We start from the raw sequence: 25,259 nt of genomic DNA on the forward strand, positions 1-25,259 counted from the left end.
ATTTATGTCTCTAGTGTACTTTTTTCAGTACAAATGTGTCCAAAGGAATTAGGGGGTCGTAGAGGAATGGATCATAAAATTCAGATTTGGATCATAAATCTCTGAAATGGACCATAAATCCTCAGAATGGATCATATTTTTCTTCTTAACCTTCTAAAATACCCCATACAGCATGTATTTCTAACTCTTCACCACTCAAAACTCCCTCCAAACAACTCTAAACCCACAAAAAAACAGCCCGCAGGCTGCTTTTTCACATTAATACGTCATCGATTTACGAGATCTTCTTTTATTCCGGTATTTCTTATAGATCGGGTAGACGATAGGTCCCCATTTGATCAATTTTCTGAATAATCCTTTCATAAAAGGCAACCTCCTTTGTTATGTATTGTTTACCCGCTGCCGTACGTGAAGAAACCCTTAACCTCGATTAGGAATAATCTTCTACCTCCGTAAAACGGTGTACCTTATCGAAATTCCTGCTTAAAAGCCGCTTTTGATTTCCGTTCAAGACTTCGCTTTCCGTGGACGAGCGTGGAGCTCCTCTCTTTATTCGTCAGAAAGGGACTGTCCAACTCTACGGCTTAGAGGCACATGGCATAAGCCCAACCGGGCAAGTCACCGCTTTAACTACCTTTAAATAAACAAACTGATGTATTCACATCTAAAAAACAAACAATTTTGAAACAATCCCCACACACCCCCAGTTATATCTATAAAAGAATCCACAAGGGGGAAAAACAATGAAAAATAGAATAAGCGCAATCCTGATCACAGGCTGCCTGTTCCTGTCCTTGACTGCCTGCTCCACGACCGAAACTGGCACCGGCACCACCTCTAGCCAGGAAACGAATACACCCGAAATCACTCAGGAGGAGTTCTCAAAGATCACAAAAGGCACGGAGCTCGAAGAAGTGATCAAAATCATCGGCGGGGGAGGGAAACAGCAGGGCGAGTCGGGAAAACCCGGAACGAAGGCACACCAGGTAAGCTATGTATGGGACGGGACGACCCCAAATTCATTCGTCTCTATCAGCTTCCGTAACAATAAGGTCAGTACAATCAACGCTATGAATATAAAATAACAGGAATGTGCCTGACAGAACCCCAAGGCATGCCGCCACAATGCAAAAACAAACGCCCGAAGGTTCAGCCCCGGGCGTTTTTAATCAACCATATATGATTATTTACTGCTCTTCGACTCGGATATCTTCCCCAGGAAGAATCCGTTCACTTCACTCAGCTTGCCTCTCCAAAGGATTTTCCCTTTCGAAGGAGTGGGCTTGTTGTCGCCGCAGTAGACTTTCGTGTTTTTCAAATGAATGAAATTGGCTTCACTCAGGGCGCCGTCTTCCACCTGCTCGCCTGCCTTGGCAAGCTCTTCACTCAGTTTCTGCGCAACATCGCTGCCGTCTTCAAAGTTTTCGCTCAGCGCGTCAAAGTAATCTTTAGCAGAAATGAGTGTTCCAGTAATGACAGCACCATTAACATTCAGGGTGATGTCCAATGTAAAATCATGCTTATTGGCTGCCTGTACAAAAAATTCAAGGATTGAATCTTTATCTGCACCAGATCCTAAGCTCATGTTTACTATTCCCTCCTGTCTGTCTGCCTGTTAAGAATTAAGAAGATGTGTCGTCGTCACTAGAAAGTGTTGTTTCTTCGTCTTCGTTGTCATCTTCTTTTTTAGATGATGATTTCTTAGATTTAGAAGATTTGCGTGTTGAGCGTTTTTTACTTTTAGATGAATTTGATGATTTATCTTTTTTCTTATCATCCTTATTGTCTTCATCTTTGTCTTCATCTTCTTCATTTTCATCTTCAGAGTCGTCTTCGTTCTTTACGTCGTCTGAATTATCATCTTCTTCATCGTTATCATCTTGGTCTTCGTCTGTATTCTCTTCATCATCGTCTGCTTTTTTCTTGGACGCTTTTTTCGTGTTCTTTTTGGACTTTGATTCTTCTTCCTCGTCCTCGTCCTCTTCTTCGTCGTCTGCATCCTCACCCTGTTCAGTGAGTTTTGTCAGCATATCCTCAAGTTTTTGCAGGCGGTCGTTAAGCTGTTCGTTTTCCTGTTTAAGAGATTCATAGTCTTTGTCGCTGCTGGACTCTTGGTCATCGGATTGATCTGATTGATCTGATTGATCTGAGCTTAATGTTGTTTCATTCTCTTCTTCCACATTATCATTCTTTTCTTCATTTTCATCCGTGTTCTTATCACGCTTGAACAGGCTTGCTGTGGACGATCTTAGCGAAGTGACCGCACTTCTGGATTTTTCTTTTGCTGCTTTCCCGAAGTCCAGGGATTTACTTTTCAGTTTTTCCTGGTCGATTGAATCAAGCAGCTTTTTCCCGTTTTCAGGGGTGGCAAGGTATCCGACTGTGGCGCCGAGGACGCTTCCTGCGACCGTTCGCTTGATTGGACCGCTCATTCTTTTCTTTTTATCACTTGTCGATTTGTTCTCTTGATTTTCAACTGTCGTATCTTCAACTTTAGTGTTTTTTTCTGCCATGATTCAAAACCCTCCGATTTATGTTTTTAATTTGATTGATTAGTAGCATTTAAACGATTAGAGTCCATCTTTTTCTCGAGTGATTCGAGACGTTCCTGGAGCTTTTTGTTTTCTTCTTCGAGTGCCCTGGTATTGTTGTCAGCTGCTTTGGAGCTGAGGTACGGATCATTTTCCCACCAGTCCATGCCGATTTCCTTTGCTTTATCCACGGAAGCGACGATTAAACGGATTTTGATGGTCAATAGTTCGACATCGGCGATCCCGACCGTTATGTCTCCTGCGATGACAACCCCTTTATCCAGGACTTTCTCTAAAACATCCACAATTGTATTCGACTGCATTGAATGTTCCATAGCCATGTTGTTGTCCTCCTTTGAACCGGTGGGAATGCCTTACATCAAACTCCCCAGAGGTCCGAGATCTATATTAAGGTCTTCTGCATCAAGACCGAAGATTTCTTTCAGCTCTTCCATCTTTTCCTCAAGATTCATCAGGGCAACGCCGAGATCCTCAACCTGCTGATCTGTCAGCGTGCCGCCTTCGACCCGTCTCATCGCATGCCTTTCGACAATTTGCCTTACAAGTTCGATGACTGTGAGGACAAGCTGTGCCAAACCGTCCTCCGGATTATCCGAATCGAAGTTGATCCTGCTACGCCCATTTGTCTGGCTGACCTGTTGCATGAATCAATTCCTCCTTCTCTCTATCAAGTTTTTCAGAGTTTATTTCTTTGCGTGTTCCATTTTTATGCTGTACCAGTGTTTCCACCGAGGAAATTAATACTCTAAGGTCCAAATAGACGAGATCGACCCCTGCAATCGAAATCACGAGGTCTCCTTTGATGGCTACACCTTTGTCGAGAATCACGTCTAATATGTCTATGAGTGCTATATCTTTGTTCTCAATTGATTCTCTTACAGTCATAGCTCACCATCCCTTTCCATTCTCTCTTATACTTCTTTAAGTTCCCGCGGCGGAAGTTCCTGAAACAGGCAATTTTATGAAAAACTTGAGAAATGGTAAGGAGGCCAGGGACCAGAGGCTTCAAAGCTCCATCCAGATTTCCCGAGTTGTTCCTTGTACCGGTTCACTTCATCGGTGAACTGATCGACTTTGTCTTCGGCAATGAGGAACACGCTGTTCCAGGCCATATTTTCCTTGCGCCCGGTGACGTCCTTTCCCCAGTTTTTCTTGACACTGCCTTCTATCGCCTTTTCCTTCAGCTTTTCATGGACTTCTTCACAAATCCGGTTTTTCTCGTTTTCAAGCTCTTGATCGATCAGCTGGTCGATCTTTTTCTTTTCAAAAAACTGCCTTCCTTTCGGCAATTCACTGATTTCTTTGCGTTTTTCTTCTATCGCCGGATTGCTGCTGCTCACTTCTTCCCTGAGCTCTTTATCATTGCAGAAAATCTTGAGATTCCATTCTTCATTACCCTTCAATTTGGAGAAGGTGTTCAAAAGCTTATTGCGGTTTCCTTCCACGGTGTCTTTCAGGCTGTCCTCGCTTTTATAAAGCGTACAGAATTTCAACGGGACGATCGTGTACATCTTTGATACCATCAAGACGGTTTCATGATGATGGAAGGCTTTCTCCTGCAGCCACTCCATATCATTTTCGATCTTATCCTTTAAGTCTTCCTCCGAATGGGTTTCGGAATCGATCGAGCATACTATGGCCGTTACATCCCCGGTGTCGATCGTGTAAAGCTCTCCTTCCCCGTCAAACCCTTTGATTGATGGAAGGGGCTCTTCTTTTGCTTCATTCGCCGGGATCAAGCCATATAGATAAAGTAAATCGCTCATCTTTTCACCTTCATTCCTTCTTCTTCGTCAATTCTTCCCACTGTTCCATTTCACGCTGCTTTGCAATTTCATACCGGGCAAGCAGCTCGTCTTCTTTTTCCTGAAAGGCTTCTTCAGGTATTTCACCAAGTTCATACATCATTTGCAGCTGAATCAGCTTTTGCTGGATGGTAGGCAGGTCGTACAGCTCCTTGTCGGCTTCTTCTTTGATCTTTTCTCCGACTTTGATGACCATATTGATCGGCGCACTGACCAACTTATGGATCATCCCGCTTCTTCCACCTTCAAACGGATGTTCACGAAGTTATATGCCGGCCATGGTCCGCTGTAATGAAAGTCGACCTTATCCTTCCACTTTTCATGTGCTTCATTCACCTTTTGATCGAATAGTTCTTCCTTATCGCGGTCGATCAGGAAGGCTGCATTGAGAAGCATTGTCTCACTTGAAGGCTCATTTGCCTTTGCTGCTTCAGCTGTTTCTTCAAGGGGCTCGAAGATTTCCTTCTTCATTTCTTCCTGGAGGGAAGTGAAGAGTTTTTGCGCCATCCCGCCCAGCTTGATCCGGTCGTAATAGGCGGCTGATTCTGATTTTCCTTTTACGGAGGAAGACATTTTCTCCATCTCTGGATGTTCTTTCACCATTTTTTCAAGATATTCTTTCTTGCCGATCACCTTAAGGCCTATTTCAATCTTGCCTTTGATGGCCGGGAAGAGCTTTTCAAATTGAGGATAAAGGTTTTCAAGAAGTGCCTCTACATCTTCTTCGCTTTGAAAGACATTCCCGAAAGAAATGGGGATGACAGTATCATTCTTGCTCATCACTTCCGATACGGCCTTCTGATGCATCATCAGATTGTCTTTCTTCGGATGGTAGATCTTCATCGGAACTTCCGCTGCCACCATGGCGGCATCTTTATAATTAATCGTAAATACGTCACGCTTTTCGCCTTCTAATTCGACTGCATTGAATGCTTCTTCTTTGTCCGTCTGAATTGCACAGAATACATAAATTCCATTCTCCTGGCTCATAAGTCGACTCTCCTTTGCTTATCCGTTCATACTTTTGCATGCCTCTATGATTAGTTGTTCCGCTTTTTCTCTCGGGTTTTCAGCTTCAACGCCGCGTGTCATGCTGTTTCCTGCTATATCAATACATAGACGCCTGAATTCTTCATTCTCACCGTCTATGGGGATATCAAGTTCAATGGCGAGCCTTGCAATCATCAATGAAGCACGCAAGCTCGGCCCGTGTTCGTTTTCCTTCGTACATTGTTCCCGCAACTTCGCGATAAGCGATGTGATCGTTCTCGCTTCCTCTATTACCAGATCGGCTTTCTCCGACACAATCATGGCTTCACGCTCACTGTCCATGAAATCAACCGGGATGGTGATCATACGGTCCAGAAGTGCGTCCTGTGTCTCATAGACACCTGCGTATTCTGCCGGATTGCTGGTGAAAATCACCGAGAATTCAGGATGGACCTTTACGAAAGGCTCCGTCAGTTTCGTACCATAGAGGGGAATGACTCCCTCTTCCAATATTGATAAAAAGATATTATTCGTCGTTGGCTGCGATCTTGTAAATTCATCGTATACAAGTGTATATCCATTCTTTGCTGCTTCTAAAAGACGGCCGTCCCTCCAGGTTTCCGTTACGTTTTCATCCTTTTTGTAAACGGACCGTACATATTGGTCGACGACCTTTTTACTTGTGTATCCTGTAAAATCACCGATCAAATCGCGGTTATTCAGTTCATGATTACCATGAATGAGCATGACCGGCCGTTTTCGTTTTTTGGCTAGAGCGAGTGCAAGGGAGGTTTTCCCGGCTCCCGAAGGGCCTGTAAAGTGTATAGGGTAACCGGCTTTCAGATAATGAAGCGAGCGAGTCATCAACTCCTTCGTGTCATCATCCTGCACGATGGCCCTGCTGTCTTTTTTGATTGTGTTCCGTAAGACTGTCAAGCTGATTCCCCCTTAGCCGCCTGCCGTTACATTTCCTGTCCGATCGCACTTCTGTATCGGACTTCTAGCCGTTTGAACGACACGACTTCTTTGTCCTTATCAAGAAGTGCTTCATATGTGCCCAGCATTTCATCCTTGGCGTATTTCTTCATGTATTCTTTTTCTTCAATGACTTCTACAATAACCCGCCAGCCTTCTTCTTCCCTTACTTCCACGGAAGTGATCTTATGGACCGGCGCCACGTTTTCATTGAAGAAATCAGAAACATTACCCATGATCTCCTTGATTTTCATAAAGGCCTCCTTCGTCTGAAACATAAAAAAGGGAGAGGTGATTCGAATCGAATCACCTGGTGATCTAAATCGATCTCCTGTTTACTTTCCCCTAATGTTCAGCCATTAAATACTGAATTGTGAACTTCTCTCATTTTGTTGTGTGGCAAGGCCGTTCTCTTCCACATCATCACGAAGCAGTCCGACTGCCTCTGCATAACGCAACCAAGTATCGACACTTGCGATAACGACCCTCGCTTCAATTGTCAGGATCTCAATTCCGACCACTGATACGCGGGCGAAGGCATCGATGACGATCCCTTTATCCAAGATACGGTCAATAACCTCTGCTAAACTGGAACTGTCTGTTGTCTTTTGTATGGCCATGATTAAAAAATCTCCTTTCGTTGCTGTTACCTTGAACTGATTGTTTTGATGTCCGTCGATGATTTAATGTTGGTGGAGCTTTTGATATCAGTCGAACTCTTGATTTCCATCGAGCTCTTGATATCGTTGACTCCCTTAATATCAGAGACACCTTTCAGTTTGGTTTTGTCTTTATTTGATGAAGATATCTTATCCTGAAATTCTTCACCGGCTTCCTTGGCATTTCCAAGCTTCTCCCGTACATCCAGGAGAACTTCCTGTACTTTTTCTTTGGCTTCCTCGGCTTTTGTATGGACCTTATCTGCGTTTTTGTCCTTCGCTTTTTCAAGTTTCTCCGAAGCTTCGTTTGCTTTTGACTGAATACCGCCTTCAACTTTGTCCTGGACGCCTTCCACGAATTTTTCCTTAGCTTTTTCCTTTACCTTGTCCTTCACTTTTTCCTTGACTGGTTCAGGGGTGTGTTCGACGATTGTTTCAGCCACTTTGCCGGCTGCTTTTTTTGCTGCTGACTTACCCATGTCATTCCCCCTTCGGAAACGCCCAATTCAGTTGAACGGTTACTTTTTTGACTCCACAAGGCTGCTGAGCATTTCTTCAATGCGTTCCAAGCGCTCATTCAGATTCTTGTTTTCTTCTTTGATTTCCTCGATTTCATCGTTTTGATTTGAAGAGGAAGTTGGTTCTTGTTGTTCCTCTTCTTGCCCGCCTTCATCTTTTTTCTTACTGAAAGGCAATAAGCCGTTCTCGTACTTGCTTACATATCCTGCCGCTGTCTGTCTCAGGGTGATAAGCGCCTGCTCAGTGATGAATTCCTGTGCAGACCTGCGCAGTTCGTTCCCCGCCATACGTACGACTTCTGATTTACCGAGGCTGCCTGCGATCTTTTTGCTGGTGCCCGGGTGACTCAGAAGGCCGACACCTGCGCCGACAACCCCGCCAATGATGGCGTAATTGACGTTCACACCGGAGCGGCTGCCCTCATTTGATTCTGTCTGGTTGTTCTTGTCTTCTTGTTGCTGGTTCGTATTTTCTTCTTGATTTGATTTTTTCTGTTTTTCCTTTTCTGCCATTGAAGTTCATCCTCTTTTCTAAAACTTTTTTTATATGAGAATAATCAGCTCATACAGTTACACGTTAAATGCTGATTGTTTGTTTCGTTCATTATCCTGTTGCGGAAGTCCTTCTTCTTCGACCTCATCGCGGAGGAGGCCGACTGCTTCAGCATAGCGCAGCCAGGTATCGACTGATGCTATGACGACTCTTGCTTCGACTGTAAGAATTTCAATACCTACCAGTGAAACCCTGGCAAATGCATCGATTACGATCCCTTTGTCCAGAATCCTGTCGATTACTTCTGCGAGGCTGGAACTGTCCGTAGTCTTTTGAATACTCATCCTTTCACTCCTCTCTTAATGGAAGTTGTCTGGTTCTTCTTTTTCACATCCAGACGATGTCAAAGGTCAAATTCACAACGGTTTGTTATTCGGTTTAGTCGATGTTTACCTCGGTTATTGGGTCTTGAAACCTTGTGTGGATAATATTTGAAGTTAACTGGTATTTTTTATATTTGTTTCGGAAGATAGCGGCGTTCATGTAATAAACAGAGTTCAGGATTGACAAGGATTTTTTGATTTCGGGGTGTGGTAGGGAGTCAATTAAGACAAATTGATTACAGTTGGATGATTTTTGTTTCAGGGTGGATTTAATGAGCGGAGGTTGTATGAATCGGTTGAGGACTTTCTAACGATGCAGGTGATTTCCATGCAGGACTTCGCTTTGGGGCGGGCACTCGGGGAGCCTCCTCGTCCTGCACTTCAATCAACTGTTGGAATAAACGAGCTTCATGCAAAAACAGTGCATTATTTTATATAATCTCTATAAATAAAGAAGACTTTCTGGATTTTTCACCTTCTCATAAGAGGCTTTAGTGGATCGACTGCTGTAAAGCTATTCATTATTAATCGAAAATTTCGTTAAGCCAATTTATTCTATCGAAACGACCTTCTTATTATCTATAAAGCGCTATTATTATCGGTAAAACGTTATTATTATCGTTACATCCAGTTTCCATCAAACCTCCTCCGTTAATCAATGGTGATCACCCTTCAAAACAAAAATCCGGCGAACCACCGCCGGATCTGCAAATCACAATTTCCTTATACCTGCTGTCGATCAAGGATTTCCTTTAAAACAATCGCATGGTTATGCTCTTCTTCCTTCGCTCCGTAAATCAGGCTGACATCCTTCTTTTCTTCCTTCACGATCCTCTTCAGCTCTTCCAGGGCTTCTTGTTTGTCCTCATCATTATGAAGTTCGTCCTTGTATTTCTCTTTAAACTCATCAAACTTATCCGGGTCGTGGTCGAACCATTTTCGCAAATCGGGAGAAGGGGCCGCCTGTTTCATCCAGTGGTCGACCGCGAGTTCCTCTTTTGATTTTCCCCGCGGCCACAGTCTGTCAACGAGTATGCGGACTCCGTCACCGTCGGATTTTTCTTCGTATGCACGTTTGATTTTGACCGGCATCTCCATCACTCCTTTTCAGTATTTATACCCCTTGTCCCCGGCTCATAACAATTTCTGCATTTAATCTGCATACTCCCTGGGTATACAAGAGGCATAGACGAAGAAAACTTAGATATAGTGAGGTGGAAAAATGTCTGATTCGAATTATAAAAAAGACAGCATCACCCTGACCGGGGCAGTCGGTCTCGGCACCGGGGTGATGATCAGTGCAGGGATCTTCGCCCTGCTCGGACAGGTGGCAGAGCTTTCCGGCGCCTGGTTCCCGCTTATATTTATTGCCGGGGGAATTGTGACCGGCTTCAGTGCTTATTCCTATGTAAAAATGAGTAATCAATATCCCTCTGCCGGCGGGATCGGGATGTATTTGGTCAAGGCGTACGGAAAAGGGACGCTGACCGCATCCGCCGCGCTGCTGATGGCCTTTTCGATGGTCATCAACCAGAGTCTCGTGGCAAGGACATTCGGCACCTACACCCTTCAGCTGGTGGATGGAAAGCAGTCCGATTACCTCATTCCCTTATTGGGGGTCGGCTTATTGACGTTTGCCTTTCTGGTGAATATATCAGGAAACAGCTTCATCCAGACCTTCACGGGCATCGCTTCCCTTATTAAAATTGCAGGACTGGCCGTTTTCGCGATTGCCGGTTTATGGGTGGCCGGATTTGCTTTTGAACCTGCCGAAGGGGGAGCGAATCCGCCAGACCCTTCAATGGCAAGTTATATCGCTGCAGTGGCACTGACCATCCTCTCATTTAAAGGGTTCACCACAATCACCAACAGTGGTTCTGAAATCAAGAAGCCCAAGAAGAATGTAGGAAGGGCGATTACGATTTCCATCTTAATCAGTCTGGTCGTTTACCTGCTGCTCGCATGGGCTGTTTCGAGCAATCTTTCCTTAACCGAAATCATCAAAGCGAAGGATTATTCCCTTGCTGAAGCAGCCAGGCCGGCATTCGGCGATATGGGGCTGTGGTTTACGGTCGTTATCGCAATTATCGCGACGATCACCGGTATCATCGCCAGTGTATTCGCGGTTTCCCGCATGCTTGCCATGCTGACGGATATGAAATTGATCCCCCATAAACATTTCGGCATGCCTGGATCAATCCAAAAGCACACGCTGGTCTACACAATTGTAGCTGCGATGCTTCTGACGATCTTCTTTGATTTAAGCAGGATTGCATCCATGGGGGCGATCCTTTACCTTGTGATGGATATGATGGTCCACTGGGGCGTGTTCAAGCATCTCAGAAACAAAGTAAAGGCCAATCCGGCCATCGTCCTGACCGCCCTCGTGCTCGATGCCATCGTCCTTGCAGCCTTCATATGGGTAAAAGTTCAATCAGATTTGCTCGTTGTCGGTGTCTCCATCGTCTTTATGATCCTGATTTTTGTGGGAGAATACTTTTTCCTGAAGGATCGTGACCCCGAAGAAGATTCCGATATGGACCACGACCATTAAAAAAAGGCCCGTCCTTCACTACTTCAGAGCAGTGAGGAACGGGCCTTCCATGTTGATTTATCTATTTGTTCATCTGCGAAAGAAAGTCGCCGAGCAGGTCTTCCATGCTTTCTTCCTTCGGCTCTTCATCCTCTTCCGGCTGTCGTGATTTCATGGCACTTTCCCAATCAAAGCCGTCGAGGTCTTCATCAGTGGAATGAGATCTCTCTTCCACTTCCGGCTCCTGTCCATCCTCCCCGATGACCGAATCAAGCGACCATTCACGGGAAGAATCCTGGCTTGCAGCCGTTTCCTCCTGTTGATGGAACAGCACGTCATCCACATCCATTGCATTGCTGTTGAGAGGGGTAAGCAGGGAAGCGGTCCTGACAGGATTCGTCAATAACTGATAGACGATGCTGCCGAGCAGTGCCTCCGAGTGTTCATGCTTCAGCCAGTCGCGCTGGGATTTGTCCAGTGCCCTCGGCAGCGGTATGGTAATCGCTTCCCGCTGCTTCGAGACAGACTCATTGATCCCGTTTACGACAAGTTCTGCAATCTTACTCGAGAAATTCCGCTTCTCTGTTTCCTTGAGCTTCTGCAAATGCTTCAAAATATGATCCGGCGTATCGGAGGGGAGGCGGAACGTGATTGGCTGCCCCCTTGACATCCCCTTTTCTTTCATACAATCACCCTATTTGGTTTTCGCTAACTTTTTCTCGTCTTCTTTCTTTTGGTTCTGCTGTTGATTCTTTCTTGAGAAATCAGCGATTAGTTTGTAATACGCATTGGCCATCATCCAGATGCTTTCATTTTCGTCTTCGAAGAAGTCGATGTTATAGCCGTCCAGATTGTTATTGAGCGTCTTGATATATTCCTTAAGAACGCTGGATCCGCCGCCGATGAAGTAGCAGATTTCCGTCTGGGAATTCTTCTGCCACATATTGCGGAGGTGGCGGTACTGTTTCTTCGCAAGCTCGACAAGGATGCGGTCGACAATCTCATGAACGCTTGTACGGCTTCCTTTGACCATGATGTGATTGCGGTCATTTTTCTTCGTGATGATTTCAACGACATCTCGACGGCTGTCGAGTTCGATGCCGTATTTCGAACGGATTTCTTCACGGATCAATTCCAGTGATTCAGACACACCGAGATTGAAGCCCTGTGCTTTGTCATCATCCACTTTACGGTTCTTGATCACAGCGATATCAGTAGAAAGGCCGCCGATATCCTGGATGAGGATGCGCTTATCGATCAGATCCTTATTGATGATATTGCCGTTATTGTCCATCACAAGATTGATGAATGCCGCGAATCCTTCAGGATACACCTTCACTTCATCAAACTTGATATTCACCTTGATGCCCTGGTGGCGCGGTGTCACAAGGAATTCAACCTGATGGACAGATCCAAGCAGCTTCGAACGGTAGCCGACGTCTTTTCCTTCTTTTACTTCACGAAGGGGAAGACCCGTACCAAGTGTGTAATTTGCTTCTATGACATTATTATTCTTTTTGAATAGTGAATCCTGTTCAGCAGCATCAAGTGCCAATGAAGCAAACAGCATAACCAATGTTTGATCTTCTTCCGATTTACTGCTCCCCGGATCCAATTCAGTTGAGTTGTTGCTCTTCGTCGCCAGATTACCGACACGGTAAATTGCGTTATTATCCTGCAGGGCAGGGGAGTGGACGCGGATATGTATGCCATCTAGAGGGTCTTGCTTGTCCAGTTCCTCGATCCCGATAATCGGACGATCTTCAATGTCCCTAGCAATTACATTGGGGATATTCAGTTCACTGTCTAATTTTCCAAAAATACCTTTAAGGGAATCATTACCTACATCAATTGCAGCAATTCGAGAGTTCGTCAAAAAAATCATCCTTTCATATAGAAGTAAAAATTTATGAAAAATTTAAACTCTTAATCAAAGATTAAATCACTTCCGGCCTCCGGTCAATCCTACTTTCAACTCTATCACACAACTGTAATGTTCGACCTATTTGTATACATTTATGTATCGTTGTACACAATACTGTACACATACTGATATATCAACATGTGTACGCATTTGTATACTTGTATACATATTTGTCTACAATTGTGTACGAAAACGTATACAAGTATACATATTTGTAAACAACCATTATTTGGCTAAAATATAGGACAATGAGATTCTATTAAACTACCATTTTTCATGTTGTAAAATTTGGAATCTGTGTAGAAATCGGCTGTTTATGAAAAAGCAAACGGGGAAATAGGTCTGAAAGAAAACAAATGAGTGAAAAACAGAGGATCAAATCAAGGGAATAAAATAAATAGATGAGGATGATGAGCAATGAATGGACGATTAAATTATTTTCCAACGGATTATGAACAATCGAGGAACACATTCCGCAAGCACTTTCAAAAAATCAAAGAAAGGTGGCCGGATGCGGAACTGACGACCACTTCAATAGGGAAAGAAGAAGACAATACCATCGATATGATTGCTGCCGATGCGAAAGAAACAAATCAGCAGGTATTATTCTTCACGTCAGGTGAACATGGAATAGAAGGCTATGCAGGTGCTGCCATGATCCATCTGTTTACAGAAGAATACTTGGACCGCGTGGACCCGAATACGACGGGCATCTGTTTTATACATGCCCTTAACCCTTGGGGGATGAGAAACTTCAGGCGGGTGACCGAAAATAATGTCGATTTGAATCGAAATTACTTGTATAACCGTTCTTCAGTGCCTGAAGATGTGAATGAGTATTACGAAAGAGAAAGTGAGTTATTCCTTCCCCACGGGAAGATCAAGGACTTATCAAAAGAAAAGATGAAACTGCAGGCGCAGCTGGTCAAGGCCCTTGCCGAAGAAGGCTACAGCGCCATCAAGGAAGCGAAAGGGATGGGGCAGTTCCAGTTTGAGCGCGGGGTTTATTATGGTGGCGAAAAAGAGGAAGAAACGGCCGTATTCCTGAAAAAGATACAAAACAAACTATTATCCGACTATTCACGTGTCATCCATATGGACTGGCATACAGCACTTGGCCCGTCCAATGAGATCACAATGGTCGTTTCATCGGAAGATAAACGGGAAGAAGAGGAACTAAAAACAAAATTCGACCTGCGTAACATCCAAAAATTCACACCTGAGAAAGTAAAAGGTGATTCCACCAACCACTTTCACAAACTGAAGAACGAGCAGTACCCATCCACCTATTTATTTTCCGCCCTATTCGAATTCGGTACATTCGGTACAGGGAAGAAAGCGGAACTCAGGGAATTCATGACCATCGTCCTTGAGAACCGCCTTTACTGGGAAGGTGCTGAAAAGCAGGAGGACCGGGAATGGATCCTCTCTGAGTTCAGGGAAATGTTCTATCCCCTGAACGATGACTGGAAGAAGTCCGTCCTTGCTGAAGGAAGACTCGGCATGGAAGCTGTACTGGGCGAAGAAGGAATTTTAACCTCAACCTGAATACTGAACTTATCCTGAAACCAATCTGCAAAAGCTCCCTCGGCAGCATACGCCGGCGGGAGCTTTTTTCAGTAACCTGACCATTGCCTCTTGTCACTCTTATGCTGACTTCCTTTGCTTCCTCCCCTCTTCCACTTCCCAATTCACCAGTTTTTCGAGCGCTATTGATACAAGAACACCGACGATGAATCCATTGGAGATGATCGGCTGGACGAAAATGGGCAGGCTTGTGAATAAAGCCGGGTCCATGTTCATGATGGATACCCCGATGAGCACAGGGGCCGCGATTCGATAAATCGTCACAGAATCGAACACGGTTCCCCGCAGGCTCTTGAGTGACGTGCCGAACAGCTGCAGATAGGCGGTGAACAGGACAGCGTTTCCTACTGTGACGGGCAGAGTGGCCAGTACGCCCCCCAGGAACGGTACGATCCCCAAAAGGGACATAAGGGCACCCCCGATAAGGAACGGCCTTATTTGGAGGATCCTCGTGCTTTCCAGGAAGCCGATCGACGAAGCGAAAGGGGCATAGGAAACCAGTCCGGACAAAGCCCCGACAATCGAGTAGATGCCGGACAATAAATATGAGCTCGTATACCTTTTCCCGCTGGGCTTTTCACCGTAGAGCTGCGCTGCAGCCTGAACGGATGCCAGCGTATTGCTGAGGTTCATCAAGCTTGCCAGGAACGTGATGAAAATGATGCCCATATTCAGGTTGGGCGCACCAAATGGGAACAAAATAAAAAAAGAACTCCCCGCTGCCGCACTTGCCGGCGTATCTGAGGGAAATAAAAGAAGATAGCCGATCCAGCCCGCTACCATCCCGATCAGAATTGAAAAATTGCTTAGGAGGGGCGTCCCTTTTATTTTCAACAGACTGACCAATACAGCAACCGATATGGAAAAGAGACTTGCTGGCAGGATTAATTGACCATCTTCGGAAATGCTCAACATCCCTTTAAAAAAGATCAGGATCAGCTGAAAGGTCAACAGGAATAGATAGACGCTCATGACCATCGGCGTAAAAATCCGAGGTATCAGAGACAGCAGCCCAAGTGCCCACAGCACAATGACCGCTGCCCCGGCCAGGAGCATACCGGTGGCGATCCCGCCCCCGACAGAAGGGAGACTCATCCCAAGGGCCGGTGCGGCGGCGCAAAGATTGAGCACGACTCCCCACATGACCCCTGAATGTCCTTCCATCAGCGGATATTTATGTCCGATCAGCCCTTGCAGCATGCAGGCAATCCCTGTGAAAATGAGGGAACTCCGGAGGATCACGGCGATTTCATGGGAAGGCAGCTCGAATGCCATCCCGACTGAAATCGGCACGACCACTGTATTGGCAAAAATAAAAAACAGCCATTGGACGGCTGAAAAAGCCGCTTCGGCAGTTGATAACTTTTTCATATAAAGCCCTCCTGAACCTCTTACTCTAAGAAATACTTATTATAATAAGTATTCTACGAAACCCTTCGGAATCCTATTTAGACTCACTAACTTTTCAAAATCATCCAGAAAAAACTGGCCCGCACAAAATAAAAAGACACCCGAAATCATTCCGAGGTGTCTCCCTGTTAAGTCTGAGGCGGCTCTTCCATCCATCCGTGCTTGATCATGATCTTCGCTCCGTCATGGGCATATGCGAAGATATCCTGCATGATGATGACCATTTTTGCAGGAAGGTCATTCCTGAGGCTGAATGCCGTCCCGATCGAACCGCTTCCTACCGAAAAGCTGCAGAACAGGCTCACACAGTACATCATCAATTTATCCGAAAACGGCGCTGTGGTGGATTCCGTCACGTTGCCATTTGACGCGATGGGAACCTGAAGCTTGCTTTCAAGCATCTTTTTACTCAGGTCATGAACGATATCCTTGGCGATTTGGCTGCCTCTTTCAAAAAATTTGCGCGCGTCTTTCTCATGTGCGACCTGTGCAAACCCATCGATCATGATGCTCCCCGCTACATTCGCTTCCACCCCATGATACAAATTGGCCACTTCCACCATGTTCAAGTGTCTGGATTTCGACATAGGGGTGATACCGCCTAAATAACTTGTATCTTTTATGAATCCAACCGATTTTGGCATCGGAACGAACGGTGGGCGTGTAAGCTGCCCTTTTTCCAGGAGATAGTTTGTGCAGATGGCATAATACTTCTGGGTGATGGCGGTCAGTGTCTGGAACATCTCGATCACGTCTTCACGGTAGGACATCGTGATACTCAGCGTATGCATCCCCATACTGATTTCCTTGATCATCCGGACAAGCGTGATATCGAACCCGTTTTCATAAAGCTTTGGGGCGTCAAGATGAACGTCCTCCTCCGTAAAGCCGATCGGCACCGAAGCACCTTCCTCTTGAAACATCGTCTTTATTTTATGAGGATATACATTGGTTTCTTCATGCAGATCTTCCATGATCGTTTTTGCCTTTGCATCGTCCGCATGTTTGATCAGATATTCAAGCATCCTTAGGAACATCGTCTTTTGCTGGTATGTAGTCCACAAGACAGCTATTTCTGACGAAGATAAAGCTGGTTTGTCGGGCATGGTCTTTTCCTCCATACAATTTATCGTGGTGCTGCCGGTTAATAGTAGTATGGACCTTATGGAAAATGTCATTCATCTTTGGCATTTGACACAATTAAAAAACTCCCGCCTGCAGCAGACGGGAGGATTGATGGAATTATTGGGCAGTATAACCGCCGTCGATAACGATCGCCTGGCCGGTCACACTCTTTGCTTTTTCACTGGAAAGGAACATTGCGTAGTCGGCAATTTCGCTGACATCCAGAAGGCGCTGCTGAGGAACAAGCGGGTAGATGACCTCTTCCAATACTTTTTCCAAAGGCACCCCTCTTGTTTCTGAGATATCCTTCAATTGTCCACGTACAAGCGGGGTATCTACATAACCCGGGCAAAGGGCATTTACTGTCACTCCGTGCGCCGCGCTTTCAAGGGCAGCGACCTTCGTCAGACCGATCACCCCGTGCTTCGCGCTGTTATAAGCCGCTTTGCCGGCAAAACCGATCAGTCCGTTGATGGATGCCACATTGATGATGCGGCCGAAGCCTTGTTCCTTCATGATAGGGAAGGCATATTTTGTAGCGATGAACGGTGCTGTCAGCATGATTTTCTGCATCAGTTCGAATTTGGCTGTCGGGAAATCCTCGATCGGGGATACATGCTGAAGTCCCGCATTGTTGATGAGGACATCGACGCGTCCGTATTTTTCACGTGCTGCTTCGATCATGTTTTTGATGTCATCTTCGCTGGTGACATCTGCTTTTAGTCCGATTGCTTCGAAGCCAAGGTCGCGGAGACCCTTTGCAGCTGTTTCCACGCCTTCCGTGTTCAAGTCTGTGAGCACGACCTTGCTTCCGTTTTCCGCGAATGTTTTACCGATTTCATATCCAATCCCACTTGCAGAACCTGTAATGACAACGACTTTATTTTCAACCATTGTGAACACTCCTTTTAATACCGCTGTTGGTTTCCGTGCAAGACTTCGCTTTCCGCGGGTAGCCCGTGAGCCTCCTCGGCGCTTACGCTCCTGCGGGGTCTCACATAAGCTACTCTTCCCGCAGGAGTCTTCGTCTTGCACTCCAACCAACAGCTGGCAACGATTATTACATTACTTAACTTTAGGACAAAATTTGATTAATTAAATTGATTACACATTCAATACAATTTCCCGTCGAACCAGAATTTTTTTAAATAATACCGATAGTAGCCATGATGATACCGGCGATCATGGCGATGGTCGGGATGACGAGGCCTACCATGAAGACGTCTTTGTAGCAGTCTTTGTGCGATACTTTTGTGACGGCGAGCAGGGTCAGCAGCGCACCGTTATGCGGCAGGATCGATGCCCCTGAAGCAATGGCTGCCATGCGGTGAAAGGCCTCCGGGTTCATTCCCGTTGACTGCGCCAGATTGGCGTATGTGTCTCCGAGTGCCTGAAGCGCAATTCCCATCCCGCCGGATGCCGAACCGGTGATCATCGCCAGGATCTGGACGATCAGAGACTCTGACACAAGCGGGTTGCTTGATACGCCGAGCATGATGCCGGTGATGTCCTTGAATTCCGGTACGCTTGTGACCACGGCGCCGAAGCCGACGGCCGCACTCGTATTGATGATCGCCATGACGGAACCCTTTGCCCCTTCATTGATTGAAGGGATGAATTTTTTGTACTGCCCTATGTTGATGAGCAGGATTGCAGCAATCCCGGCAAGCAGCGAGGGAAGCGGATCGATTTTGATCCCGTTCAGCAGGATGACGACCAACAGAAGTGGTGCGAGGGAAAAGATCCAGTTCGGAAGCCTGGTCTCGTTATCGTCTTCCTCTTTTTCACCTTTCAGCTCTTTGAATGTATCCCCTGCAGCCGACATTTTCTTCTCTCGGTAAGAGAGCCAAAAATAGCCTCCGACGGCCATGATCAGGGTGGCCGCAATCCCCATGAAGGAGCCGGCCATCGGATCTGTGCCGAAAGTGGGCATCGGGATCAGATTCTGGATCTGCGGCGTGCCCGGTACGGCCGTCATCGTAAACGTGAAGGCCCCGAGCACAATCGTCGGGGCGATCAGCTTCCGTGAGATATTTGCTTTTTTAAATAATGCGACGGCGATCGGATAAATGGCGAAAACGACCACAAAAAGACTGACGCCCCCGTAGGTCAGGATGGCCGCTGCCGCCAGCACGCCAAGGATGGCGCGCTTCTCCCCGATCATTTTCGTGATTTGCAATGCGACTGATTTAGCCGCTCCCGTATCCTCCATCAGCTTTCCGAATACCGCGCCGAGCAGGAATATCGGAAACCATTTTTTCGCGAAGTCCACAAAGCCGGACATATACGTATTCGTGTAGGCATCCATGAGATCAAGGCCGCTCAGGAGGGCCACAATCCCGGATACGACAGGAGCGATCCAGATGATGGACCAGCCCAGATAGGCAAATACCATCAGCAGGATCAATCCGATACTGATACTTAACAATCTATTCCCTTCTTCCCATTAAAAAGAGAGAGTGCGCTTTCATCAATCGCGTCTCCCTTTCAGTTGTCTGTTTTTTTCACGTCTGTGATTTTACTCCTGCATAATAAATAAGTAAAATGAATTGTTGGAATAAGTATTATGCAAAAAAGTTATATGTAGAAAGGATGTTAAACCATGGATATCCGCCAACTCACCTACTTTCATGAAGTAGCCAAGCATAAAAGTTTCACGAAGGCCTCACAGGTGCTGCATGTTTCCCAGCCATCCCTGAGCAAAATGGTGAAGAGTCTTGAAGAGGAACTCCAGGTCGCCCTCATCGACCGCTCTTCCCGCCAGATCGAACTGACGGAGGCAGGCAGCATCGTGTTTGAGCAGGGGCAGATGATCCTCGAATCCGTGAATCACCTGTCTACCCACCTCTATGACCTGATGAACCTGAAGCGCGGGAAAATCAAAGTCGGAATCCCGCCGCTCATCGGCTTTCTATTTTTCCCGGCGATCATCCGGACGTTCAAGAGTGCGTATCCGGACATCGAAATTGAGCTGATTGAAGAAGGAGCGAATAAGATCGAGGAAATGGTCGGGGACGGGCTGCTCGACTTGGGAATCGTCGTACTGCCAATGGATGATGAGATCTTTGATATCACACCGTTCGTTTCAGAAAAAATGATGCTCTTCGTCCATGCTTCCCATCCTTTTGCGGTGAAGGAACAAGTTGAAATGAACGAACTCGAATCAGAATCATTCATCCTTTTCAGCGAAGACTTCGCCCTGCACGGCAGGATTATAGAGGAGTGCCAGAATGCCGGGTTCTATCCGCATATTTCATATGAAAGCTCCCAGTGGGATTTCATTTCCGGGATGATCGGGGAGAACCTGGGCGTCTCAATTTTTCCGCAGTCGATTAAGAATAAAGTGAATCAGGACCAGGTCAAGGCCATTCCGATCTCTAATCCGTCTATCCCCTGGGATCTGGGAATCATCACGAAAAAAGGAAGATATGTGTCCCATGCCGCGGAAGAATTCATTAAGATGCTGAAGGATTTCAATCATTAATTATTCAATGAGTGCATAGTTTAAATAATTAATATGTATTTTACGCATAAACAAACGTCATTTATAGTTAACCCTGTACTCACAACACAGGAGGTAACCACTTATGAATGACAAGCGTTATGAACACGGCATGGAAAAATTAATGGAATATACAGTGAAGGATAGGGAGAATGCTTCAACACATTTGAAGATTGCAGACGATTTGCAGGACATCGCTCCTGATGTCGCAAAATACATCATCGAGTTTGCTTACGGTAATATTTATACGAGGGATGGCCTGAGCAATAAACAACGAGCGCTCGTCACGATCTCATCCCTTGTCACGCAGGGGACGGAGCCTCAATTGGAACTGCACCTGAACACAGGGCTGACTGCAGGACTCACGCAGAAGGAAATCGTCGAGGCGATCACCCAGCTCATCCCATACACAGGATTCCCGCGTGTTCTGAATGCTTTGAAGGTCGCGAAGAAGGTGTTTTCCATCAGGGCGGGTGAAGAAACGGCATAATGTTTGAGCGGCGCAGGGGCTTCCTCTGCGTCATTCATTATTGCTCGCTTGCGACGGTCATCAGTTAATACCCCACAATGTATTTGAGGTATTATGTTTAGCAAAATTTGTCGAAAAATCGCCAGTTCGCTCATAAGTCTGTGTATTTCGCCCTTATATTGAAAATTCCGCCCTTAAACGAAAAGACTTCGCTCTTAAATCAAAAATCCCGCCCATAAATCCGGCCCTATACCCCCGGCCCCCACTCCAAATCACCCTAAAAAACACCTGCCAACAGTCGTAAGCCCCGGCGGGAATCAAGCTATCTCTCCACAAATCACAAAAAAGCCCACTTCATTATCCAAAGTGAGCTTCAACATGCACAACTATCCAACTTGATCACCAACTCTGCTGTCAAATTGAGCTCTCTTCGAAGAGCACCTGAATCTGCTCCTCCATCAAAGCGAGCTCAACCCGACCACGATCTCTTTCTTCGTCTCTTCATCCACATAGTGCTTCTGACCGAAAACCTTATGCTTCTTCGAACGGATCGTCGGCAGGATCTCCCGGTACAGATAGGCTGCACCCCTAACCGGAATACGGGAAGAAAGCGGGTATTCCTTCATCGTTTTGAACGCTTCCGCGTATAGGCTCTCAGCTTCCGAAGCAATCTCTTCCCAGAGGCTGATGAAGGAGTCATCGACGACGCCTGCCCTCAGCATACATTCCGTCACGCCGTGCTTCCTCATCAGCTCCTGAGGAAGATATATCCGGTCGCGGTCCAGGTCCTCGCTGATATCCCGCAGGATATTCGTGAGCTGCATGGCAAGTCCGAGCGAGATACCGCCATCCTTCAGCACATCCGTCTTACCCGGAGCAAGGATCGGCAGCAGCATCAGGCCGACCGTGCTTGCGACATGATAGGAGTAGTCCAGCAGGTCATCAAGCGTTTCATAGCGATTGATCGTCAAATCCATCTCCTGACCCTTGATGAGGTCATGGAAAGCCCGGGCGTCCATCTCGTAGCGGCCGAATACATCATCGAGGGCAAGCCACGACGGATTCTCCGCATCATACTCCCCTTTTAAAAACTGATCAAATTCCGCTTTGAACAGGACCAGTTCCGCTTCCGGGTTCCTGCCTTCGTCCACGATGTCGTCGACCCTGCGACAGAAGGAATAGACGGCCCACACGGCGTTACGTTCATCTTTCGGCAGCAGGGAAAAGGCTTTGTAAAAGGTTTTGCTGTGATGCTTTATGACGACTTCACATTGTTTATACGCTTCTTTTACACTACACATGAACATTCACTCCTTTTATCGCGGGATCTTTCTGATCGCTTAAAAGCTGATCGGCCATCAGTTTCGCCCCCTGCATGACAAGCGGGATGCCGCCGCCCGGGTGGATCGATGCGCCGACTGCGTAGAGATTGTCGATATGATACGGCTTGACCTGGGGCCTGAATACGCCGGACTGGAAGAGGGTCGGTGCAACTCCGAAGCTTCCGCCCTTATGGAGACCGAATCTCTCTGCATCAAGCGGCGTCCGGATTTCCATCCATTCGACCGCATCGCGGAGACCCGGAAAGGCCCTTTCTTCCAGACGGTCGATGAGCCCGTCGATCCACTCCTGCTGACTTTCCCAGTCAATATCCGTACCAGATGGAACCGGGACAAGTGCGTAGAGGACGCCTTTCCCCTCAGGTGCCAGGCTGTCATCGATCTTCGACGGATGGAACGTATAAATCGCCGGATCATCCGGGATTTTTTTGTCATCGAACACATCCTTCATATGACGGGAAAAATCCTCTCCCATGAGATAGTGATGGACGTTCGCGTCTTCATATACTTTATTCAGTCCAAAATAAAGGAGAACGCAGCCGGATGAAGGTTCGTATTTCCTCGTCTGCTTCCGCTTCACCAGCGGGTCGACAGCCGGGAAGTCCCCATTGAAAACAACAGAATCATAGGACGTGGTACCGCCCTCGGTCCGAATGCCCGTCACCCTGCTGCCCTCTTTTACAATCTCTTTGATTTCAGTGTTCAGATGGATGATTACATTCCGCCTCCGCAGCTCTTCTTCAAGGATCGGGACGAGGCTTGCATATCCGCCTTTCAGGTAGTGGATGCCGAATTGGTGTTCAGCAAAGGATACCAGTGAATACATCGCAGGCGACTTGAACGGGTTCCCGCCGATGTAAAGGGACTGGAGGGCGTAGACCGCCTGCAGCCGTTCGTCCCTGAAATAGCGGGACATCAAGGAATGGATGGATTGATAGGGTTTCAGTTTCAGAAGCTTCTTGAGGTTGGCCGGTTTCCAGAAATCGAGCGGATTCACGAATGACTCCTCAAGGAATGCTTCCCTTCCGATTTCGAACCGTTCATTTCCTTCTTGTAAAAATCGAAGATATCCATCAATCTCGCCAGGAAATACCCGCTCCACTTCTTCAAGATGCCGTTCGTGATCGGGGTATTTCGTGAACGAGAGACCGTCGGGAAACTCGAGGGAATAGAACGGATCACATGGGATCAGTTCGTATCGGTCCCGGGAAATACCCGCTTCTTCCAGTAGGGCACGGAACATGTCGGGAAGGAGGACGATCGTCGGTCCCTGGTCGATCCGGAAACCGTCGCGTTCAACGAACGTCAATCTGCCCCCGAGATAGGATTCTTTTTCATAAAGGGTCACGTCCACACCCTGTTTCGATAAGAGCAGGGCGCTCATCAGACCGCCGACGCCGCCTCCGATTATGGCTGTATTCATTTACAATCCCTCCACAACGGGAAGAGGCGATACAGGGATCGAATCCTGCATATCCTGTTCCAGGATGCCGTTGGCTGTGATCCGGGCCGATTCAAGGATGGTCGGCAGTCCGCTGCCCGGATGGGTCCCGCCGCCGACGAGCCAGCAGCACTCCAGTTCTTCAAAGCGGTTATGAGGCCTGAACACCATCATCTGCGACAGCTGATGCCCCAGATTGAATGTGGCTCCCTGATAGACAAATAAATCTTGTTCCCAGTTCTTTGGCGTGATCATTTTCTCCACCTCTATGTGAGCTTCAAGATTTTTGATTCCAGTCTTTTCTTCTACCGTCTTCAGGATGAGTTCACGGAATGTATCTTTTTCCCGTTCCCAGTCGATGCCGCTGAAGTTATTCGGCACCGGCGCCAGTATATAGAGTGCGGACTTCCCTTCAGGCGCAAGTGTCGGGTCGGTCACACTTGCATTTTGGATGTAAAGGGAGGAATCTTCAGACAGGATTTTCTCCTTCGTGATTTCCTCGACGTTCTTTTTGTAGTCTTTTGAAAAAGCGATCGTATGATGGGGCAGCTCTTCATAAATCGTGTCGAGACCAAGATACAGCATGAAGGTCGAGCACGAATATTTCTTCTTCGCGAGCTTTTTAGGCGAGTACTTCTTCAGCTGCTTCCCCTCGACGAGTTTTGTCATCGCATGGGCGAAATCGCTGTTGATGATGACCTCATCCGCCTCCACGCTCCGGCCGTCTTCAAGGTGGACTCCCTTTACCTTTTTCCCTTCGATCCACAGGCTCTTCACCCCGCAGCCGGTGTGGATCTTCCCCCCGTGTTCCTCCGTCACACGCGCCATCGCCTTTGAAAGCTGATTCACGCCGCCGATCGGGTGGAAGACACCATAGGCATGTTCCATATAGGAGAGGATCGAGAAGGCACCGGGGCATTCCCACGGCGACATGCCGAGATATTTTGACTGGAATGTGAAGGCGAGCTTCAGTTCCTCTTCGGTAAAATAACGCGACAGCACATCGTAGAGGGAGCGTCCGAGTTCAAGTTCCGGGAGTGCCTGGAGCACCTTGGGCTGAAAGTAATGCATGAAGCGGTCCATCTTCGACTGCAGGACCGGAGAGAGCGCCTCCATCTTCTTCGCGGTTTCCTTCATGAAGCGTTCATACCCTTCGCCGTTGCCAGGATAATGGGTTTCGATTTCCTGTTTCATGCGCTCCCGGTCCCGTGACATGACGACTCTGCGGTTATCGAAGATCAATTCGTACATGGACTTGAGTTCGACCGCCTCCATGTAATCCGCCGCTTTCCGGTCCGCAGCGGAGAATAATTCTTCGACAATATGAAACATTGAAAGAAACGTCGGTCCCATATCGAACTTGAAATCTCCCAGCCGGATCTCGGCATTGCGGCCGCCGACATACTCCTGCTTTTCAAACACATTCACATCATATCCCCTGGCTGACAGAAGCATTGAAGCCGCCAAGCCGCCGGGACCTGCGCCAACAACGATGATCCGCTTTTTCATTCACAAGACCTCCCAGTCGTACAAAAGTTATACAATCATTATAC

At 46.9% G+C, this 25,259-nt stretch carries 29 protein-coding genes; 5 read left to right on the forward strand and 24 right to left on the reverse strand.

Features of this window, described 5'->3' with window-relative positions:
- Window positions 1–743: 743 nt before the first annotated feature.
- Window positions 744–1,085 (forward strand): hypothetical protein, encoded by a 342-nt coding sequence (locus AS034_RS21530; RefSeq protein WP_058300086.1) that lies wholly within the window; start codon window positions 744–746, stop codon window positions 1,083–1,085.
- A 98-nt stretch (window positions 1,086–1,183) separates the two neighbouring features.
- Here the strand turns inward: AS034_RS21530 and gvpU are convergent, their stop codons facing one another.
- The 15 genes from gvpU to AS034_RS21605 form a co-directional block, all read right to left on the reverse strand.
- Window positions 1,184–1,585: a gas vesicle accessory protein GvpU gene (gene gvpU / locus AS034_RS21535; RefSeq protein ID WP_058300087.1), complete on the reverse strand. Its 402-nt coding sequence runs from the start codon at window positions 1,583–1,585 to the stop codon at window positions 1,184–1,186.
- A gap of 37 nt (window positions 1,586–1,622) precedes the next feature.
- Window positions 1,623–2,513, reverse strand: a complete 891-nt coding sequence (gene gvpT, locus AS034_RS22860; protein WP_058300088.1) for a GvpT/GvpP family gas vesicle accessory protein — start codon at window positions 2,511–2,513, stop codon at window positions 1,623–1,625.
- Between the two features lie 26 nt (window positions 2,514–2,539).
- Window positions 2,540–2,872, reverse strand: coding sequence for a gas vesicle protein (locus AS034_RS21545; protein ID WP_058300089.1), 333 nt, complete (start codon window positions 2,870–2,872; stop codon window positions 2,540–2,542).
- A gap of 33 nt (window positions 2,873–2,905) precedes the next feature.
- Window positions 2,906–3,196 carry a gas vesicle protein K gene (locus AS034_RS21550; protein WP_058300090.1) on the reverse strand — a complete coding sequence of 97 codons (291 nt, stop codon included), beginning with the start codon at window positions 3,194–3,196 and terminating at the stop codon, window positions 2,906–2,908.
- Window positions 3,165–3,437: a gas vesicle protein gene (locus AS034_RS21555; protein ID WP_032087032.1), complete on the reverse strand. Its 273-nt coding sequence runs from the start codon at window positions 3,435–3,437 to the stop codon at window positions 3,165–3,167. Before AS034_RS21555 ends, AS034_RS21550 begins: the two co-directional genes overlap by 32 nt.
- A gap of 74 nt (window positions 3,438–3,511) precedes the next feature.
- Complete coding sequence (locus AS034_RS21560; RefSeq protein ID WP_058300091.1) at window positions 3,512–4,318, reverse strand: GvpL/GvpF family gas vesicle protein; 807 nt, start codon at window positions 4,316–4,318, stop codon at window positions 3,512–3,514.
- Window positions 4,319–4,328: 10 nt separating this feature from the next.
- Window positions 4,329–4,586, reverse strand: a complete 258-nt coding sequence (locus AS034_RS21565; protein WP_058300092.1) for a gas vesicle protein GvpG — start codon at window positions 4,584–4,586, stop codon at window positions 4,329–4,331.
- Entirely contained in the window at window positions 4,583–5,347 is a 765-nt protein-coding gene (locus AS034_RS21570; RefSeq protein WP_058300093.1) for a GvpL/GvpF family gas vesicle protein, read from the reverse strand. The genes AS034_RS21565 and AS034_RS21570 overlap by 4 nt, the downstream gene beginning before the upstream one ends.
- Before the next feature lie 18 nt (window positions 5,348–5,365).
- Window positions 5,366–6,283: a gas vesicle protein GvpN gene (gvpN, locus tag AS034_RS21575; RefSeq protein WP_058300094.1), complete on the reverse strand. Its 918-nt coding sequence runs from the start codon at window positions 6,281–6,283 to the stop codon at window positions 5,366–5,368.
- A 26-nt stretch (window positions 6,284–6,309) separates the two neighbouring features.
- Window positions 6,310–6,576 (reverse strand): gas vesicle protein GvpO, encoded by a 267-nt coding sequence (gene gvpO / locus AS034_RS21580; RefSeq protein ID WP_058300095.1) that lies wholly within the window; start codon window positions 6,574–6,576, stop codon window positions 6,310–6,312.
- Between the two features lie 105 nt (window positions 6,577–6,681).
- Window positions 6,682–6,942: a gas vesicle protein GvpJ gene (gene gvpJ / locus AS034_RS21585; protein WP_032087038.1), complete on the reverse strand. Its 261-nt coding sequence runs from the start codon at window positions 6,940–6,942 to the stop codon at window positions 6,682–6,684.
- Window positions 6,943–6,968: 26 nt separating this feature from the next.
- Window positions 6,969–7,460 (reverse strand): gas vesicle protein GvpQ, encoded by a 492-nt coding sequence (gene gvpQ, locus AS034_RS21590; protein ID WP_058300096.1) that lies wholly within the window; start codon window positions 7,458–7,460, stop codon window positions 6,969–6,971.
- 39 nt (window positions 7,461–7,499) lie between these two features.
- Entirely contained in the window at window positions 7,500–8,012 is a 513-nt protein-coding gene (gene gvpT / locus AS034_RS21595) for a GvpT/GvpP family gas vesicle accessory protein (protein WP_058300097.1), read from the reverse strand.
- 57 nt (window positions 8,013–8,069) lie between these two features.
- The gene (gvpA, locus tag AS034_RS21600) at window positions 8,070–8,336 is read right to left on the reverse strand and encodes a gas vesicle structural protein GvpA (protein ID WP_032087041.1); all 267 of its coding nucleotides are present in this window, start codon (window positions 8,334–8,336) and stop codon (window positions 8,070–8,072) included.
- Window positions 8,337–9,098: 762 nt separating this feature from the next.
- A complete protein-coding gene (locus AS034_RS21605; protein ID WP_058300098.1) occupies window positions 9,099–9,467 on the reverse strand; it encodes a DUF488 domain-containing protein in 369 nt (122 codons plus the stop codon).
- Between the two features lie 130 nt (window positions 9,468–9,597).
- Here AS034_RS21605 and AS034_RS21610 point away from each other — a divergent pair, with 130 nt between their 5' ends.
- Window positions 9,598–10,929, forward strand: coding sequence for an APC family permease (locus AS034_RS21610; protein ID WP_058300099.1), 1,332 nt, complete (start codon window positions 9,598–9,600; stop codon window positions 10,927–10,929).
- Window positions 10,930–10,990: 61 nt separating this feature from the next.
- Here AS034_RS21610 and AS034_RS21615 read toward each other — a convergent pair whose 3' ends face one another.
- Window positions 10,991–11,593, reverse strand: a complete 603-nt coding sequence (locus tag AS034_RS21615; RefSeq protein WP_032087044.1) for a hypothetical protein — start codon at window positions 11,591–11,593, stop codon at window positions 10,991–10,993.
- 9 nt (window positions 11,594–11,602) lie between these two features.
- Window positions 11,603–12,784, reverse strand: a complete 1,182-nt coding sequence (locus AS034_RS21620; RefSeq protein ID WP_032087045.1) for a ParM/StbA family protein — start codon at window positions 12,782–12,784, stop codon at window positions 11,603–11,605.
- Between the two features lie 465 nt (window positions 12,785–13,249).
- On the opposite strand from AS034_RS21620, the gene AS034_RS21625 reads away from it, so the two are divergent.
- Complete coding sequence (locus AS034_RS21625) at window positions 13,250–14,380, forward strand: M14 family metallopeptidase (RefSeq protein WP_058300100.1); 1,131 nt, start codon at window positions 13,250–13,252, stop codon at window positions 14,378–14,380.
- A gap of 99 nt (window positions 14,381–14,479) precedes the next feature.
- On the opposite strand, the gene AS034_RS21630 is transcribed toward AS034_RS21625, so the two are convergent.
- From AS034_RS21630 to AS034_RS21645, 4 genes are all read right to left on the reverse strand, one after another.
- On the reverse strand, window positions 14,480–15,790 hold the full coding sequence (locus AS034_RS21630; protein ID WP_058300101.1) for a uracil/xanthine transporter: 1,311 nt from the start codon (window positions 15,788–15,790) through the stop codon (window positions 14,480–14,482).
- A gap of 167 nt (window positions 15,791–15,957) precedes the next feature.
- Window positions 15,958–16,935, reverse strand: a complete 978-nt coding sequence (locus AS034_RS21635) for a DUF3231 family protein (RefSeq protein WP_058300102.1) — start codon at window positions 16,933–16,935, stop codon at window positions 15,958–15,960.
- A 136-nt stretch (window positions 16,936–17,071) separates the two neighbouring features.
- Window positions 17,072–17,848, reverse strand: a complete 777-nt coding sequence (locus AS034_RS21640) for a 3-hydroxybutyrate dehydrogenase (protein WP_058300103.1) — start codon at window positions 17,846–17,848, stop codon at window positions 17,072–17,074.
- Window positions 17,849–18,098: 250 nt separating this feature from the next.
- Window positions 18,099–19,382, reverse strand: a complete 1,284-nt coding sequence (locus tag AS034_RS21645) for a GntP family permease (RefSeq protein WP_058300104.1) — start codon at window positions 19,380–19,382, stop codon at window positions 18,099–18,101.
- A gap of 174 nt (window positions 19,383–19,556) precedes the next feature.
- Here AS034_RS21645 and AS034_RS21650 point away from each other — a divergent pair, with 174 nt between their 5' ends.
- Both AS034_RS21650 and AS034_RS21655 read left to right on the forward strand, forming a co-directional pair.
- The gene (locus AS034_RS21650; RefSeq protein ID WP_058300105.1) at window positions 19,557–20,438 is read left to right on the forward strand and encodes a LysR family transcriptional regulator; all 882 of its coding nucleotides are present in this window, start codon (window positions 19,557–19,559) and stop codon (window positions 20,436–20,438) included.
- Window positions 20,439–20,541: 103 nt separating this feature from the next.
- The gene (locus AS034_RS21655; RefSeq protein ID WP_058300106.1) at window positions 20,542–20,946 is read left to right on the forward strand and encodes a carboxymuconolactone decarboxylase family protein; all 405 of its coding nucleotides are present in this window, start codon (window positions 20,542–20,544) and stop codon (window positions 20,944–20,946) included.
- Window positions 20,947–21,383: 437 nt separating this feature from the next.
- Here AS034_RS21655 and AS034_RS21660 read toward each other — a convergent pair whose 3' ends face one another.
- From AS034_RS21660 to AS034_RS21670, 3 genes are read right to left on the reverse strand one after another with little or no spacing between them, the layout of a single operon-like run.
- Window positions 21,384–22,226 (reverse strand): phytoene/squalene synthase family protein, encoded by an 843-nt coding sequence (locus tag AS034_RS21660; RefSeq protein ID WP_082641766.1) that lies wholly within the window; start codon window positions 22,224–22,226, stop codon window positions 21,384–21,386.
- Window positions 22,219–23,688 (reverse strand): phytoene desaturase family protein, encoded by a 1,470-nt coding sequence (locus AS034_RS21665; protein WP_058300108.1) that lies wholly within the window; start codon window positions 23,686–23,688, stop codon window positions 22,219–22,221. Before AS034_RS21665 ends, AS034_RS21660 begins: the two co-directional genes overlap by 8 nt.
- Entirely contained in the window at window positions 23,689–25,215 is a 1,527-nt protein-coding gene (locus tag AS034_RS21670) for a phytoene desaturase family protein (protein ID WP_058300109.1), read from the reverse strand.
- Between the last annotated feature and the right edge of the window lie 44 nt (window positions 25,216–25,259).

The organism is [Bacillus] enclensis (assembly GCF_001456935.1).
Lineage (GTDB): Bacteria > Bacillota > Bacilli > Bacillales > Bacillaceae_B > Rossellomorea > Rossellomorea enclensis.

Excerpts from the sequence above, each read along its gene's own strand:
- AS034_RS21650 (WP_058300105.1), top strand. The coding sequence starts at position 19,557 with ATGGATATCCGCCAACTCACCTACTTTCATGAAGTAGCCAAGCATAAA.
- gvpQ (WP_058300096.1), bottom strand. The coding sequence starts at position 7,460 with ATGGGTAAGTCAGCAGCAAAAAAAGCAGCCGGCAAAGTGGCTGAAACA.
- AS034_RS21605 (WP_058300098.1), bottom strand. The coding sequence starts at position 9,467 with ATGCCGGTCAAAATCAAACGTGCATACGAAGAAAAATCCGACGGTGAC.
- AS034_RS21550 (WP_058300090.1), bottom strand. The coding sequence starts at position 3,196 with ATGCAACAGGTCAGCCAGACAAATGGGCGTAGCAGGATCAACTTCGAT.
- AS034_RS21615 (WP_032087044.1), bottom strand. The coding sequence starts at position 11,593 with ATGAAAGAAAAGGGGATGTCAAGGGGGCAGCCAATCACGTTCCGCCTC.
- AS034_RS21640 (WP_058300103.1), bottom strand. The coding sequence starts at position 17,848 with ATGGTTGAAAATAAAGTCGTTGTCATTACAGGTTCTGCAAGTGGGATT.
- AS034_RS21625 (WP_058300100.1), top strand. The coding sequence starts at position 13,250 with ATGAATGGACGATTAAATTATTTTCCAACGGATTATGAACAATCGAGG.
- AS034_RS21570 (WP_058300093.1), bottom strand. The coding sequence starts at position 5,347 with ATGAGCCAGGAGAATGGAATTTATGTATTCTGTGCAATTCAGACGGAC.
- gvpJ (WP_032087038.1), bottom strand. The coding sequence starts at position 6,942 with ATGGCCATACAAAAGACAACAGACAGTTCCAGTTTAGCAGAGGTTATT.
- gvpU (WP_058300087.1), bottom strand. The coding sequence starts at position 1,585 with ATGAGCTTAGGATCTGGTGCAGATAAAGATTCAATCCTTGAATTTTTT.
- AS034_RS21655 (WP_058300106.1), top strand. The coding sequence starts at position 20,542 with ATGAATGACAAGCGTTATGAACACGGCATGGAAAAATTAATGGAATAT.
- gvpO (WP_058300095.1), bottom strand. The coding sequence starts at position 6,576 with ATGAAAATCAAGGAGATCATGGGTAATGTTTCTGATTTCTTCAATGAA.
- gvpA (WP_032087041.1), bottom strand. The coding sequence starts at position 8,336 with ATGAGTATTCAAAAGACTACGGACAGTTCCAGCCTCGCAGAAGTAATC.
- AS034_RS21665 (WP_058300108.1), bottom strand. The coding sequence starts at position 23,688 with ATGAATACAGCCATAATCGGAGGCGGCGTCGGCGGTCTGATGAGCGCC.
- AS034_RS21660 (WP_082641766.1), bottom strand. The coding sequence starts at position 22,226 with ATGTGTAGTGTAAAAGAAGCGTATAAACAATGTGAAGTCGTCATAAAG.
- AS034_RS21610 (WP_058300099.1), top strand. The coding sequence starts at position 9,598 with ATGTCTGATTCGAATTATAAAAAAGACAGCATCACCCTGACCGGGGCA.
- AS034_RS21635 (WP_058300102.1), bottom strand. The coding sequence starts at position 16,935 with ATGCCCGACAAACCAGCTTTATCTTCGTCAGAAATAGCTGTCTTGTGG.
- AS034_RS21555 (WP_032087032.1), bottom strand. The coding sequence starts at position 3,437 with ATGACTGTAAGAGAATCAATTGAGAACAAAGATATAGCACTCATAGAC.
- AS034_RS21670 (WP_058300109.1), bottom strand. The coding sequence starts at position 25,215 with ATGAAAAAGCGGATCATCGTTGTTGGCGCAGGTCCCGGCGGCTTGGCG.
- AS034_RS21630 (WP_058300101.1), bottom strand. The coding sequence starts at position 15,790 with ATGAAAAAGTTATCAACTGCCGAAGCGGCTTTTTCAGCCGTCCAATGG.
- AS034_RS21565 (WP_058300092.1), bottom strand. The coding sequence starts at position 4,586 with ATGATCCATAAGTTGGTCAGTGCGCCGATCAATATGGTCATCAAAGTC.
- AS034_RS21530 (WP_058300086.1), top strand. The coding sequence starts at position 744 with ATGAAAAATAGAATAAGCGCAATCCTGATCACAGGCTGCCTGTTCCTG.
- AS034_RS21545 (WP_058300089.1), bottom strand. The coding sequence starts at position 2,872 with ATGGCTATGGAACATTCAATGCAGTCGAATACAATTGTGGATGTTTTA.
- gvpT (WP_058300097.1), bottom strand. The coding sequence starts at position 8,012 with ATGGCAGAAAAGGAAAAACAGAAAAAATCAAATCAAGAAGAAAATACG.
- AS034_RS21560 (WP_058300091.1), bottom strand. The coding sequence starts at position 4,318 with ATGAGCGATTTACTTTATCTATATGGCTTGATCCCGGCGAATGAAGCA.
- gvpT (WP_058300088.1), bottom strand. The coding sequence starts at position 2,513 with ATGGCAGAAAAAAACACTAAAGTTGAAGATACGACAGTTGAAAATCAA.